Annotated in this window: 14 protein-coding genes; 7 read left to right on the top strand and 7 right to left on the bottom strand. The window is 59.6% G+C overall.

What is annotated here, in order from left to right:
• Positions 1 to 83: 83 nt before the first annotated feature.
• Positions 84 to 935, top strand: coding sequence for an NAD(P)-dependent oxidoreductase (locus N1937_RS27335; RefSeq protein WP_260060105.1), 852 nt, complete (start codon positions 84 to 86; stop codon positions 933 to 935).
• Between the two features lie 11 nt (positions 936 to 946).
• On the opposite strand, the gene N1937_RS27330 is transcribed toward N1937_RS27335, so the two are convergent.
• Together N1937_RS27330 and N1937_RS27325 are read right to left on the bottom strand one after the other, a co-directional pair.
• Complete coding sequence (locus tag N1937_RS27330; protein ID WP_017969175.1) at positions 947 to 1,237, bottom strand: type II toxin-antitoxin system RelE/ParE family toxin; 291 nt, start codon at positions 1,235 to 1,237, stop codon at positions 947 to 949.
• The gene (locus N1937_RS27325; protein ID WP_017969174.1) at positions 1,234 to 1,482 is read right to left on the bottom strand and encodes a type II toxin-antitoxin system ParD family antitoxin; all 249 of its coding nucleotides are present in this window, start codon (positions 1,480 to 1,482) and stop codon (positions 1,234 to 1,236) included. The genes N1937_RS27330 and N1937_RS27325 overlap by 4 nt, the downstream gene beginning before the upstream one ends.
• A 214-nt stretch (positions 1,483 to 1,696) precedes the next feature.
• Between N1937_RS27325 and yghU the strand changes: the two genes are divergently transcribed.
• The gene (yghU, locus tag N1937_RS27320) at positions 1,697 to 2,572 is read left to right on the top strand and encodes a glutathione-dependent disulfide-bond oxidoreductase (protein ID WP_260060102.1); all 876 of its coding nucleotides are present in this window, start codon (positions 1,697 to 1,699) and stop codon (positions 2,570 to 2,572) included.
• A gap of 84 nt (positions 2,573 to 2,656) precedes the next feature.
• On the opposite strand, the gene N1937_RS27315 is transcribed toward yghU, so the two are convergent.
• From N1937_RS27315 to N1937_RS27295, 5 genes are read right to left on the bottom strand one after another with little or no spacing between them, the layout of a single operon-like run.
• Positions 2,657 to 4,171: an ABC transporter substrate-binding protein gene (locus N1937_RS27315; protein WP_222386008.1), complete on the bottom strand. Its 1,515-nt coding sequence runs from the start codon at positions 4,169 to 4,171 to the stop codon at positions 2,657 to 2,659.
• Between the two features lie 19 nt (positions 4,172 to 4,190).
• Positions 4,191 to 5,900 carry a dipeptide ABC transporter ATP-binding protein gene (locus N1937_RS27310; RefSeq protein ID WP_260060100.1) on the bottom strand — a complete coding sequence of 570 codons (1,710 nt, stop codon included), beginning with the start codon at positions 5,898 to 5,900 and terminating at the stop codon, positions 4,191 to 4,193.
• Entirely contained in the window at positions 5,897 to 6,748 is an 852-nt protein-coding gene (locus tag N1937_RS27305) for an ABC transporter permease (RefSeq protein WP_222386006.1), read from the bottom strand. The genes N1937_RS27310 and N1937_RS27305 overlap by 4 nt, the downstream gene beginning before the upstream one ends.
• On the bottom strand, positions 6,745 to 7,683 hold the full coding sequence (locus tag N1937_RS27300) for an ABC transporter permease (RefSeq protein WP_017969169.1): 939 nt from the start codon (positions 7,681 to 7,683) through the stop codon (positions 6,745 to 6,747). Before N1937_RS27300 ends, N1937_RS27305 begins: the two co-directional genes overlap by 4 nt.
• A 51-nt stretch (positions 7,684 to 7,734) precedes the next feature.
• A complete protein-coding gene (locus N1937_RS27295; RefSeq protein ID WP_260060097.1) occupies positions 7,735 to 8,625 on the bottom strand; it encodes a proline iminopeptidase-family hydrolase in 891 nt (296 codons plus the stop codon).
• Positions 8,626 to 8,783: 158 nt separating this feature from the next.
• Here N1937_RS27295 and N1937_RS27290 point away from each other — a divergent pair, with 158 nt between their 5' ends.
• The 5 genes from N1937_RS27290 (at position 8,784) to N1937_RS27270 (ending at position 12,981) form a co-directional block, all read left to right on the top strand.
• Positions 8,784 to 9,581 carry a helix-turn-helix transcriptional regulator gene (locus N1937_RS27290; RefSeq protein ID WP_026154676.1) on the top strand — a complete coding sequence of 266 codons (798 nt, stop codon included), beginning with the start codon at positions 8,784 to 8,786 and terminating at the stop codon, positions 9,579 to 9,581.
• Between the two features lie 65 nt (positions 9,582 to 9,646).
• Positions 9,647 to 10,549 (top strand): proline iminopeptidase-family hydrolase, encoded by a 903-nt coding sequence (locus N1937_RS27285; RefSeq protein ID WP_260060095.1) that lies wholly within the window; start codon positions 9,647 to 9,649, stop codon positions 10,547 to 10,549.
• A gap of 91 nt (positions 10,550 to 10,640) precedes the next feature.
• Complete coding sequence (locus N1937_RS27280) at positions 10,641 to 11,006, top strand: hypothetical protein (RefSeq protein WP_260060093.1); 366 nt, start codon at positions 10,641 to 10,643, stop codon at positions 11,004 to 11,006.
• A gap of 132 nt (positions 11,007 to 11,138) precedes the next feature.
• Positions 11,139 to 12,281: a DegT/DnrJ/EryC1/StrS family aminotransferase gene (locus N1937_RS27275; protein ID WP_260060091.1), complete on the top strand. Its 1,143-nt coding sequence runs from the start codon at positions 11,139 to 11,141 to the stop codon at positions 12,279 to 12,281.
• A gap of 1 nt (position 12,282) precedes the next feature.
• Complete coding sequence (locus N1937_RS27270) at positions 12,283 to 12,981, top strand: WbqC family protein (RefSeq protein WP_260060089.1); 699 nt, start codon at positions 12,283 to 12,285, stop codon at positions 12,979 to 12,981.
• Positions 12,982 to 13,035: the final 54 nt, after the last annotated feature.

Raw genomic sequence — 13,035 nt, 5'->3', positions numbered from 1 at the left:
GCTGCTTCGGAACGGACCTCCGGCTTGACGGCAGGGCCCTCAGCAACATTTTTCACCTGATGTCGTCACTGATTGAGGTTCACATGCCGAATTTTGCGATTATCGGATCGGGTGCGATGGGAAGTGCCGTTGCCAAACGACTGATCGACCACGGCTCCACGGTGCTGACTTACCTCGAGGGCAGAAGCGAGCGGACGATAGCGCGGGCAAAGGTAGCCGGCATGGTGCCTGTCGGCCGCCAGGAGCTGACGAAGGCCGAGTTGATCCTGTCGATCGTTCCACCGGCGGAGGCGATCAAGGTCGCCGAATTCGTCGCGGACATATCATCCGCCATGTCGGCGCCGCCGCCTTTCGTCGACCTCAACGCGATTGCGCCGAAAACGATGCGGGCGTTGGCAGCACGCTTCGAAGGCAGCGGCGTGGAGGTGCTTGACGGTGCCATCATCGGCGGGCCGCCGGTCCCCGGCAAATCAGGTCCGACCATCTATATCAGCGGCGATACCGCGGGGCGAAGCCGGCCGCTCGAGGATTGCGGCCTCAGGATCCGCAGGCTCGACGGACCGCTCGGCGCCGCCTCGGCACTGAAGATGTGTTATGCCGGCATCAACAAGGGATTTATCGGCCTTGGCGCCGCCATGCTGCTTGCCGCATCGCGTTCCGGTGCTGCCGAAAGCCTGAAAGCCGAGCTCTCCGAAAGCCTTCCCGACGTCGACCGCAAGCTGTCGAGATCCATACCTGACATGTATCCGAAAGCCTATCGGTGGGTTGCCGAAATGCAGGAGATCGCCGATTTCCTCGGCGAGGATGATCCGGCCGCGACCATCTTCCGCGGCATGGCGGACGTTTTCTCCAGGATGGCCGGAGACGTGGAGGGCAGCCGCGTGCTCGTCGGGCAGTTGGACGAAATCCTCGCGCGCCCCGACTTCGATCGCTGACCGAAATAGCCTTACAGGTGCTTGGCTACGTCCATTCGTTGATGAAGGATGCGCACGATGATGATCTGGCCCGCATCATTGCTTTGGAAATACAGAAAATGAGAGCCAACGGAGACCTTTCTGTACCCTTTCCGAATATCTGAGGGGCGGCTCATCCGTGTTCCCTCCGCCAGATCCTGACAGGCGTCTCTTATGTCCTGAATATAACGCTCTGCCTGATCGACATTCCAACTCGTCGCTGTGTAATCCCAAATCTTGTCAATATCGGTTTGTGCAGCGGGAGAAAATATGATGTCGGTCATTTCGCCTTGAACGCCGCCCGTTTGCGAGCGTTGAACGCATCGAAATCAAAGGGCGTGGCAGGGCCGGATTCCTCGCCTTCAATCAAGGCATCCTGTAATGCCTTCACTTTGGCTTCGTGTTCTTCAAGGAGGCGAAGGCCGGCCCGAACAACGTCAGTGGCTGAACCATAGCGGCCAGCCTGAACTTGCGTATCGATGAAGGTGGTGAAATGCTCGCCGAGCGATATGGACGTATTTCTGGCCATGCTGAATCTCCTTTAAGCCAATATACCAATTTTTGGTACATAACAAAACCTAGTCTTCACAGCGTGAATCTGATCCCTGGCCAACTCTGACAATTGTGTGAAGCCGCTCCGACACCTCTGACGAAACCTGATCGCCTCTGCTATGTGAGGAAAAATGCGGTGGCCAAACCGATTGGCGTCGCGCTCTGTCCGACCAATGCCAGGAGTTTGAAAGATGAGCGGTTCTTCCGAATATACACCCCCGAAAGTCTGGGCCTGGAACAAGGCGAATGGCGGCCAGTTCGCCAGCATCAATCGCCCGATCGCGGGACCGACGCACGACAAGGAGCTTCCGATCGGCCGGCATCCATTGCAGCTCTATTCGCTCGGCACCCCGAACGGCCAGAAGGTCACCATCCTGCTCGAGGAACTGCTGGCGCTTGGCCATAGCGGTGCCGAATACGATGCATGGCTGATCAAGATCGGCGATGGCGATCAGTTCGGAAGCGGCTTCGTCGCGGTCAATCCCAACTCCAAGATCCCGGCGCTGATGGACCGCAGCGGGGCAAAACCGATCCGTGTCTTCGAATCCGGCGCTATCCTCACCTATCTCGCCGAAAAATTCGGTGCCTTCCTGCCGACAGAGCCGGCCGCCCGCGCCGAGTGCCTGTCCTGGTTGTTCTGGCAGATGGGAAGCGCGCCTTATCTCGGCGGCGGCTTCGGTCATTTCTACGCCTATGCGCCGACGAAGATCGAATATGCGATCGACCGCTTCGCCATGGAAGTGAAGCGTCAGCTCGACGTGCTCGATCGCCGCCTTGCCGAAAGCGAATATGTGGCCGGCAGTCAATATACGATCGCCGATATTGCCATCTGGCCCTGGTACGGCGGCCTCGTGAAGGGCTGGACCTACGGTGCAGCCGAATTCCTGCAGGTCGAAGAGTACAAGAACGTTCTGCGCTGGGCCGACACCATCCACAGCAGGCCGGCCGTGCAACGCGGCCGGATGGTCAACCGGCTTTCCGGCGAGCCATCGAGCCAGTTGCACGAGCGCCATGACGCCAGCGACTTCGACACCAGGACGCAGGACAAGCTCGCGGCCGCCGAGTAAGCAAGCGACCCCAGCCACCTGCCGCAGCAATAAATGAAGCTCCGCCGCCTTTACGGCGGCGGAGCATCTACGAGCTGCCCGAACTCAGTTCTTGACCGTGTCTTCCAGGAAGAAGCGGCCGAGCGGGTTCTGGTAGAAGTTCTCGATATTTTTGCGCGAGACGTTGATATAGGGGCTGTAATAGAGGTCGATCCAGTTGACGTCGTCCTTGGCCATCTTCTGCAGATCGACATACATCGCTTCGCGCTTTTTCGGGTCGAGCTCGAGGCGCGCCTTGGCCACCAGTTCCTTCACCGCCTCGTTCTTGTAATTGGTCGAATAGTTGTTGTTGGAATCGTGGCCGAGGACAAAGGTGGTCTTCTGATCCGGATCGAGAATGTCGTTGGTCCAGTAATTGACCGAGATATCGTAGTCGCCGGCGACCGTCATGTCCCATTCCTGGCTCGGGTCGACCTTCTGCAGATTGGCGGTGATGCCGGCCTTCTGCAGCTGCTGCTGGACGAGCACAGCCGTCTGTTCGTCGACTTCGTCGCCGGCGCGCACCAGATAGTTCAGCGTCAGGTCGGAGGCGCCGGCGGCCGTCAGCAACTCCTTTGCCTTTTCGGGATTATAAGGCCGCTGCAGATTGTCGGCATAATAATAGAGCGCGCCCTTCGGAATATAGGAATTGGCGACCGTGCCCTGGCCGAAGGTGACGGTATCGACGATCGCCTTCTTGTCGATTGCGAGATCCAGCGCCTGGCGGACTTCCTTCTTGCCGAGCGCGCCATGAGCATGGTTGATCAGAAGATGATCCTCGCGGGTCGAAGCGTCGATATCGACGTTGAGGTTCGGATCCTTCTTCAACTCCTCGACGCGAGAAAAGGGAACGAAGATCGCCGTATCCAGCTCGCCGGCCTGAACGTTCAGCATGCGGGTGTTGTCGTCAGGCACCGAGATCCACTCGACACCGTCGAGCTTGACGCGGTCGGCCTGCCAGAAGTTCGGGTTCTTCTTGAGAATGACGCGGTCGCCGCGCCGCCATTCCTCGACCACGAAGGCGCCGGATGCGATCGGCTTTTCGCCATAGGCATCGGCGCCCAGCGATTCCATGCCTTTCTTGGAGATGACCGAGGCATTCGGCAGCGCCAGCGTCGACAGGAACGGCGCGGACTGGTTCTTGAGCTTGATCGTCAGCGTGTGCGCGTCGGTCGCCACGGCCGTGTCGATCACCTTATAGGAATCGCTCCAGAGCGAGGCAGCGTCATCGCGGATGCGCAGCAGGCTGTAGGCCGCGTCTTCCGCCGTCAGTGGCGAACCGTCCGAGAATTTTGCGTCGCGGATCTTGAACGTGTAGGTCAGTCCGTCATCCGAGACGGTCCAGCTTTCGGCAAGGCCCGGCTCCAGTTTCGTGCCTGTCTTGTCGACGCGGATCAGCACGTCGTAGACGTTGGAGAACACCCAGTTGTCGATGTTCTGCGCGGTCTTGATCGGATCGAATGTCGTCGAATCCTCGCGGCGGCCGATGGTGAGCACACCGGCGGCCTCGGCATAGCTTGCGCTGAGCGTCAGACCGGCGAGCAAGGCTGCAAGCCCGATTGATTTCCACCTGTTTGTCATGAGTTCGTTCCCTTCGTTGTTATGGCATGCGTTTGATTGATTGAATCGGCATCGAATGCGGATCGTCCTTGCCGACGGCGTCTGGAAGCAGCCGCTTGTCAGGATCGATGTCGGGAATGGCGGCGATCAGCGCCGCCGTATAGGGGTGCTTCGGGCGCGCGAAGACTTCTTCGGAATGGCCTTCCTCGACGATCTCGCCGCGATACATCACGACGACGCGTTCGCAAAGATTGCGGACGGTTGCGAGATCATGGGCGATGAAGATCAGCGTGAGGTTCATCTTCGCCGTGAGCTCGCGGAAAAGCTCGATGATCTGCGCCTGGATAGTGACATCGAGGGCCGCCACGCATTCGTCGGCGATGATCATCTTCGGATCGACGGCCAGCGCCCGGGCAATGCCGGCGCGCTGGCACTGGCCGCCACTCATGCTGCGCGGTTTGCGGCCGGCGAATTCGCGTTCGAGACCGACGAGATCGAGCAGTTCGCCGATCCGAGTCGGGATATCGGCCCTGGCGACCTTGCCCTGCACCTTCAGCACCTCGGCCAGCATCTGGCCGATCGTCAGCCGTGGATTGAGCGCATTATAGGGGTCTTGAAACACCATCGCCGTCTCGCGCCTGAGCTTTGCCAGGCCAGCGCTTTTCTGCAGCGCCAGATCGACGCCGTCGAAGGTGACGTGGCCCGAGGAAAGCGGCGTGAGGCCGAGCACGGCGCGGGCAAGCGTGCTCTTGCCGCTGCCGGATTCGCCGACGATGCCGACCGTCTCGCCCGCCATGATCTGCAGGCTGACGCCGGCAACGGCGCTGACCGTCTTGGCACCGCCCCTAAGCAGGGCGCCGCCGGCTCTGAAGCGCACATGGAGATCGTCGATTTCGAGCAACGGTCTCGCCGGGTTGCTGGCTTCGGCAATCTCGGGCAACAGCGCTGATATTGCGCCCGGCAGGGAAGGGTGGCTGTTGATCAGGTTGATCGTATAGGGATGCTGCGGCCGCGCCAGGATCGTCCGCTTCGGCCCCTCTTCGAGCAGTTTGCCGCCGCGCAGCACGGCGATGCGGTCGCAGGTCTGGGCGACGATACCGAGATCGTGGGTGATCAGAATGATCGACAGGCCACGCCGATCGCGAATGTCAATCAACAGCCGCAGGATCTGCGCCTGGATAGTCACGTCGAGCGCCGTGGTCGGCTCGTCGGCGATCAGGATCTTCGGATTGCAGGACAGCGCCACGCCGATCATTGCCCGCTGCCGCATGCCGCCGGAAAATTCGTGCGGATAATTGTCGTACTGGCGCTTCGGATCGGGGAAGCCGACCTGCGCCAGGATTTCCGTCGCCGCAGTGCGGGCCTCGCGGGCGCCGAGGCCCTGGTGATAGCGGATGCCCTCGGCGATCTGATCGCCGATCCGCATCACCGGGTCAAGATGGCTGGTCGGGTTCTGGAAGACCATGCCGATCTCGCCGCCGCGCACCTTCAGCATCTCGCTATCGTCGATCCGCATGAGGTCACGCCCTTCGAGCAGCACGCTACCGCCTTCGATCTTCAGCAGCGAGGAGGGCAGCAGGCGCACCAGGGAACGGCAAAACAGGCTCTTGCCCGAGCCGCTCTCGCCGACGAGTCCGAGAATCTCGCCCTTGCCGAGGTCGAGCGAGACCGCATCGAGCAGCGTGCGCGGGCCGGAATCGACATGTGCCCTGACGGTGAGATCACGGACGGACAGCACCGAGCCGCTCATTCATGCACCCCCAGCAGTTCGCCGAGCGCGTCGCCCAGCATGCTGAAGCCGAAGGCGAGGCAGACGATGGAGAGGCCGGGAAACAACGTGATCCACCATGCCGTGGTGATGAAGCTCTGTCCTTCCGCGACCATGACGCCCCATTCGGCGATCGGCGGCTGGACGCCGAGGCCGAGATAGCTGACGGCAGCGCCGCTGAGCAGCACCAGCGTCGCGTCGGACATCGAAAAGACGACCGAGCCGGCGATCGCGTTCGGCAGCAGGTGGCGGAACATGATGCGCGGGCGGCTGAAGCCGAGGCTGACGGCGGCAACGGCATAGTCGCTGCCCTTCAGCACCAGCATCTGCGCCCGGATCAGCCGCGCATAGGAGACCCAGCCGACCAGCGCCATGGCAATGTAGAAGCTGCCGAGGCCCGGGCCGAGGATCGCGATGATCGACAGCATCAGCACGAGGAAGGGGAAGGCGAGGATGATATCGACGAGGCGCATGAACAGCGCATCGACGATGCCGCCGAAAAAGCCGGCGATCGTGCCGACCGTCGTGCCGATCACGAAGGGGAAGATGACGCCGATCAGCGCCATCTGCAGGTCGAGGCGGGCGCCCCAGATGACGCGGGAAAGGATATCGCGGCCGAAATTGTCGGTGCCGAAGGGATGCAACAGCGAAGGCGCCTGCAGGCGCACCTCGGCGTTCTGCATGATCGGGTCGTAAGGCGCGACAATGGGTGCGCCGATCGCCAGCAGGACGAAGAACAGCAGCAGGCCGGCACTGAGAACAAGCATCGGCCGCCGGCCGAAGAACCGGCGCCAGCCAAGAGATGCCGGGGCGATCGCCTCGATGCTCATAGCTTCACCCTCGGATCGACGGCGACAGTGACGATGTCGGCGATGAAATTGATGAGCACGGTGGCGCAGGCAAAGACCATGGCGACGCCCTGCACCACCATGTAGTCGCGCGAGAAGATTGCCCTGACGAGCAACTGTCCCATGCCGGGCAGCGCAAAGACGCTCTCGACCACCACGGTGCCGCCGATCAGCCAGCCGATATTAACGGCAAGCAGATTGATCGTCGGCACCAGCGAATTCGGCAGAACATGCCTCCAGAAGACGATCCCTTCCGGCATGCCGCGGGCGCGCGCCGCCGTTGCGACATCCGATTTCAGCTGCTCGATCATCGCAGCCCGCAGGCTGCGCGTCAGCACGGTCGAGAGCGACAGCGCGACCGTCAGGCTCGGCAGCACGAGATGCGACAGCTTTTCGCCGATCGTTGCACCATAGCCCGAAACCGGCAGCACACCGAGTTCGACGCTGAAGAGGATGATCAGCATCAACCCCAGCCAGAAGGGCGGAAAGCCGATGCCGAAGGTCGAGACGATGCGCACTGCATGATCCGGCGCCCGGCCGGCATTGCGTGCGGCAATCGCCGCCATCGGCACGGCGATCAGGACCGAAAGCACGACGCTGGAGACCACGAGCGCAAGCGTCGGCTCGATACGGGTGACGATCAGCTTCAGCACGTCGATCTTGTAAAGGATCGACTTGCCCATCTCGCCATTGGCGAGATTCTTGAGGAAATAGACATATTGCAGCCACATCGGCTGGTCGAGGCCGTACTGGGCGCGGATGCTGGCAATGGCTGCCGGAGTCGCGCGCGTGCCGAGGATGTTGCGCGCCGGATCGCCGGGGATCAGCCGGACCAGAATGAAAGTAATGACGCTGATGCCGAAGATGACGGGCAGGAACTGCAGCGGTCGCATCAGAACGAATTTATAGCGATGCATGACGGCGATCGCCCCCTTGTCTTCGTCGGGTTCGGTCCGCTGCCTCTTGCATCAGCCTGCCTTGTGCCGGTCGAGAAAATCGAGAAGCGCGGGATAATAATCCTGCGGGTTCTCATAGAACGGCATATGGCTGGCATTGGCAAATACCTTCAGTTCGGCATTCGGCAGCGCAAGCTTCATTCTGAGCGCACAGGCTGGCGTCAGCTCGTCATGCTCTCCCGACGTGATGAGCACCGGCAGCGTCAGTCGCGGCAGATCGGGGATGCGGTTCCAATCCTTGAGGTTGCCGATATAGAGAAACTCGTTCGGCCCCTGCATCGTCTCGTAGGGCGCCATGTTCCAATCGTCGAGCGAGCGGCGCACCGGCGCCGGCCATTCCGGCAGACGGCAGACATGGCGATAGTTGAGGATGGTGACGGCGGCGAGATATTCCGGATGATTGTAGGTGCCCTGCGCCTCGTGCTTCTGCATCATCGACACGGTTTCGGGACCGAGTGCCGCGCGCAGCCGTTCCAGTTCCGAAATCAGATGCGGCATGTCGGCGACGGTATCCTCGAGGATCAGTGTCTTCAGGTTCTCGGGATAGGTCAGCGCATATTCAATCGCCAGCCAGCCGCCCCAGGAATGGCCGAGCATGTGGACCTTGCCGAGCCCCAGCGCCTTGCGCACGGTCTCCGTCTCCTCGACGTAACGGCCGATCGTCCAGAGCGAGAGATCGTCCGGACGATCGGAAGCGCCAGTGCCGAGTTGATCGAAGGCGACGACACGATAGCGCTTGTCGGTCAGGCAGGAATGCGCCTCGCGCAGGTAATCGCAGGGCAGACCCGGCCCGCCGTTCAGGCAAAAAACCGTCTCGCTGCCGGTTCCGAAACTATAGGCAACGACGCGATAGCCATCGACATCGATCTCGAATCGCTGGTCCGGCCGTATTTCACGCCACATTGATCGCTCCGGCAGAAGATTTCGCTTGCTCAATATTTGGGCATGGCTAAATTTTTACCTCAAATCCCATTCTGTGCCAGCTATAAGAAGTGATAGGGTGGGCGCCATGCCGAACCTGGGAGCAGCCCATGCTTGACGACCCCATTCGTGACGACCCTATTCTTGACGAGATCGGAACGATCAGACGGCAGTTTACAGTACATGAAACGCTGGACGGCAGGATCGACCAGGCCTTCGAGGCGATGAAGCAGATCGGCTTCGAGGCGCTGATCTACGACTATACCCCGGTGCCCTACGATCTCGATGGCGCGATCATGATACCGTCGCTGCTGAAGCTGCGGAATATCTCGGACGACATGCACGACTACTGGTTCAATCGCGGCTATTTCCGTATCGATCCGGTGCAGCAGGTGGCGCTGCGCACCTCCGCACCCTTCTTCTGGAACTATGACCCGGACGCCGACACGCTGATCAACCGCTTCATGAACGACGACACCGCGCCGGTGACCCGCTATCTGAGCGAACGCGATATGTCGACCGGCGTCACCGTGCCGGTTCATATGCCACGCGGCGACTATGCGACCGTCACCGGCATCCGCTTCGGCCGGAACAAAGAGTTCGAACGGCACGCGTTGCGATATATCGCCGACTTCAACCTGCTTGCCCATGTTTTCCATGAGACCGCCTATTCGCTTTTCGACACGCGGGCGAAAAGCGTCGGCACGATCCGCCTGACCGAGCGGGAACGCGAATGCCTGCGCCATTCGGCGGAAGGTTATTCCGCCAAGGAAATTTCCCGCATCATCGACCGTTCCGTACCGACGGTCGTGATGCATCTGAACGCCGCGGCAAAGAAACTTGGCGCCCGCAACCGCACCCAGGCGGTGGTGCGTGCCACCCATTACCGCCTGCTCGAAGACCGGCCGACCCATAATTGGCCACCCTATAACTTGTGATAGCTGCCTTGGCCGTCGCCGCCGCGTTATGATTTTTTTCATGACGCCAAGAGATGGAGACGCCCGTGGGCGAAGTCACAACCAACGAAGCCTATCTGCCCTTTCGCGATTATCGCACCTGGTATCGCGTTACCGGTTCGCTGGAGAACGGCAAGCTGCCCCTCGTCGTCGCCCATGGCGGGCCCGGCTGCACCCATGATTATGTCGATTCCTTCAAGGATATCGCCACCCTCGACGGCCGTCCCGTCATCCATTACGACCAACTCGGCAATGGCAATTCCACCCGACTTCCGGAAAAGGGCCCGGATTTCTGGACCGTCGAACTGTTCCTCGAGGAACTGGATGCCCTGCTTTCCCATCTCGGCATTCGGGATCGTTATGCCTTCATCGGCCAGTCCTGGGGCGGCATGCTGGGTGCGGAACACGCAGTGCGCCGGCCGCAAGGCCTGAAGGCGCTTGTCATCGCCAACTCGCCGGCCAACATGCATACCTGGGTTTCGGAGGCGTACCGGCTGAGGCAGGAACTGCCGAAAGAGGTGCAGGACACGCTGCTGAAGCATGAACTGGCAGGAAGCCTCGCCGACCCGGAATATATCGCCGCCTCGCGTGTCTTCTATGACCGCCATGTCTGCCGGGTGGTGCCGTGGCCGCCTGAAGTGGCGCGGACCTTTGCGATCATGGACGAGGACAACACCGTCTACCGCAACATGAATGGCCCGACGGAATTTCACGTCATCGGCACGATGAAGGACTGGACGATCGAGAACAGGCTCGACCGCATCGAAGCCCCGACGCTGCTGATCTCGGGAAAATACGACGAGGCGACACCCTTGGTGGTCAGGCCCTATCTCGAACGCGTTCCGGGCTGCGAATGGGTGCTCTTCGAAAATTCCAGCCACATGCCGCATGTCGAGGAAAAGCAGCTTTGCCTGGCGACCGTTTCCGGTTTCCTGTCCCGGCACGACTGAGAAAACCCGCCCACGCCGCAACACCGTTTCTTGCCGCGAAGGCGACGCTTGGGATAGTCTTGGTCCCATTCGAGAACGACGGAACGGACCGATGAACGATCATCCGCAGGCAGGGAGCGCGACAATCCTCGCATCAAGCGCGGGACGCGGCTGGCGCGGTCTGGAGGCCGATCTTGTGCGCATCCCGCCTGGCCGCACGCATATTTCAGGCACGCCCTATCATCGCCTCGGAATCCATGTCGGCCGGCCGGTGCGGGCCCAATGCCGCTGTGACGGGCGGGAGCATCGCCGACTGCAGAAGCATGGCGATACCGACGTGGTGCCAGCCGGCCTTGATGGAGTCTGGGAGGACGACCGCGAATGCATGATCCTGCGGCTGAAGATCAGCAAGGATCTTTTCCATCGGGCTGCGATCGATCTCGGCCGCGATCCCGCGAAGGCGATCTCCCGAATATAATTAGAGCATAATGTCATCCGAAAACCACTCACACTTTTCGGCATCATGCTCTGGTCAGCTTGGGAACAGGTTAAGCCGTGATGTTCGGACCAGGCCCATTGCGCGATAATGCCCAACCTCCTCGACGGCGTCATGAAAAACGAAAAGATCTATGTAACGAAGCCCAGCCTGCCGCCGCTCGAAGAATTCATTCCGTCGCTGGAAGCGATCTGGAACAACCGCATCCTGACCAATGGCGGGCCATTCCACCAGCAGCTGGAGCAGGAGCTCTGCGGCCATCTCGGCGTGAAGCACATCAGCCTCTTTTCCAACGCCACGGTCGCGCTGTTGACGGCGCTTCAGGCGCTGCGCGTCACGGGCGAAGTCATCACCACGCCTTATTCCTTCGTGGCCACTTCGCATTCGCTTCTCTGGAACGGCTTGAAGCCCGTCTTCGTCGACGTCGACCCGGTGACGCTCAATCTCGATCCGGCGAAGATCGAGGCGGCGATCACGCAGCAGACAACGGCGATCATGCCGGTGCATTGCTACGGCCACCCTTGCGACGTCGATGCGATCCAGAAGATTGCCGATCTCTACAATCTCAAGGTCATCTATGACGCTGCCCATGCCTTTGGCGTGGAAGACGAGCGGGGAAGCATTCTCAATCACGGCGACCTTTCGATCCTGAGCTTCCACGCGACGAAGGTTTTTAACACATTCGAAGGCGGAGCCATCATCTGCCCTGATATCAAGACAAAGACCCGAATCGACCAGCTGAAGAACTTCGGTTACGTCGACGAAGTGACCGTGGTGGCACCAGGCACAAACGGCAAGATGAGCGAGTTCAACGCTGCGCTCGGCCTGTTGCAGCTGAAATATATCAAATTCGTCCTTGAAAGGCGTGGACTCATCGACAGTGCATACCGTGAGCGGCTCCGCGGCGTGGCAGGCATAGAATGCCTGGAGCGTTCCGGCGAGACCGTCTCCAACTTCTCTTATTTCCCGATCCTCGTACGCCCTGACTATCCCATTTCACGCGATGGGCTCTATGAACTGTTGAAGGAAAACAGCATTCATCCGCGCCGCTATTTCTATCCGCTGATTTCAAGCTTCTCGATGTACCGCAGCCTGCCTTCCTCGCAGCCCTCGAATCTGCCGGTCGCAACCGAGGCGGCACAACAGGTGCTCTGCCTTCCCATCTATCCGGACATGGAGATGGAGATCGTTGACAAGGTCTGCGCGCTCATTGCCTCATTGAGCACAGGTGCTTTCACGGCAAGCAGGGATATATGAGATGAAACTGGCTATCATGCAGCCATATTTCTTCCCCTATATTGGTTACTTTCAGCTGATCCACGCGGTCGATAAGTTTGTTGTCTACGACAATATAAAATATACAAAAAAGGGTTGGATTAATCGAAACCGCATACTGCGGAATGGTGAAGATTTTACATTTTCTCTGCCAATCAAGTCCGCGTCGGACAGCTTAGATATATGCGACCGCATGCTGTCGACAGAGTTTGATCGCAATAAGCTGGTCAATCAAATTCAAGGCGCCTATCGTCGTGCACCATTTTTTTCAGATGCTTTTCCGGTGATAGAACAGGCGATTCGCTTCCAAGACAGCAACCTCTATTCCTACATATTCAATTCAATCGCGAAAATTTGCGATTATCTCGGCATCAAGACAGAATTCATCGTCTCTTCCAAAATGGAAATAGATCACGGTCTTAAGGCAGAGACAAAGGTTTTGGCTCTTTGTGAAGAGGCCGGTGCAAGCGTCTATATAAACGCTATCGGGGGAGTGGAACTCTATTCGCGCGAGACATTCAATGCGCGTGACATTGACCTAAAATTCATCAAATCGAAGCCTTTCGAATATCCCCAGTTTGGAGCGGAATTCATGCCTTGGTTATCGATCATCGACGTGATCATGTTCAACTCAGCAGAGAGTATCCAGACGAAGATACTCAACGAATATGAGCTTATTTAACCGTAGTCGCGGAGAGGGTGCCGCACTCGGCAGTCCGGACTCCATCAAGAAATC

The organism is Rhizobium sp. WSM4643, from assembly GCF_025152745.1.
In the GTDB taxonomy this organism is placed as follows: domain Bacteria; phylum Pseudomonadota; class Alphaproteobacteria; order Rhizobiales; family Rhizobiaceae; genus Rhizobium; species Rhizobium leguminosarum_I.
The sequence above is the reverse complement of the archived record's forward strand: the minus strand, read 5'-3'. Positions and strand labels throughout refer to the sequence as shown.

Bases quoted from the DNA above. Each gene is read 5' to 3' on its own strand.
- N1937_RS27335 (WP_260060105.1), top strand. From the start codon at position 84: ATGCCGAATTTTGCGATTATCGGATCGGGTGCGATGGGAAGTGCCGTT.
- N1937_RS27330 (WP_017969175.1), bottom strand. From the start codon at position 1,237: ATGACCGACATCATATTTTCTCCCGCTGCACAAACCGATATTGACAAG.
- N1937_RS27325 (WP_017969174.1), bottom strand. From the start codon at position 1,482: ATGGCCAGAAATACGTCCATATCGCTCGGCGAGCATTTCACCACCTTC.
- yghU (WP_260060102.1), top strand. From the start codon at position 1,697: ATGAGCGGTTCTTCCGAATATACACCCCCGAAAGTCTGGGCCTGGAAC.
- N1937_RS27315 (WP_222386008.1), bottom strand. From the start codon at position 4,171: ATGACAAACAGGTGGAAATCAATCGGGCTTGCAGCCTTGCTCGCCGGT.
- N1937_RS27310 (WP_260060100.1), bottom strand. From the start codon at position 5,900: ATGAGCGGCTCGGTGCTGTCCGTCCGTGATCTCACCGTCAGGGCACAT.
- N1937_RS27305 (WP_222386006.1), bottom strand. From the start codon at position 6,748: ATGAGCATCGAGGCGATCGCCCCGGCATCTCTTGGCTGGCGCCGGTTC.
- N1937_RS27300 (WP_017969169.1), bottom strand. From the start codon at position 7,683: ATGCATCGCTATAAATTCGTTCTGATGCGACCGCTGCAGTTCCTGCCC.
- N1937_RS27295 (WP_260060097.1), bottom strand. From the start codon at position 8,625: ATGTGGCGTGAAATACGGCCGGACCAGCGATTCGAGATCGATGTCGAT.
- N1937_RS27280 (WP_260060093.1), top strand. From the start codon at position 10,641: ATGAACGATCATCCGCAGGCAGGGAGCGCGACAATCCTCGCATCAAGC.
- N1937_RS27275 (WP_260060091.1), top strand. From the start codon at position 11,139: ATGAAAAACGAAAAGATCTATGTAACGAAGCCCAGCCTGCCGCCGCTC.
- N1937_RS27270 (WP_260060089.1), top strand. From the start codon at position 12,283: ATGAAACTGGCTATCATGCAGCCATATTTCTTCCCCTATATTGGTTAC.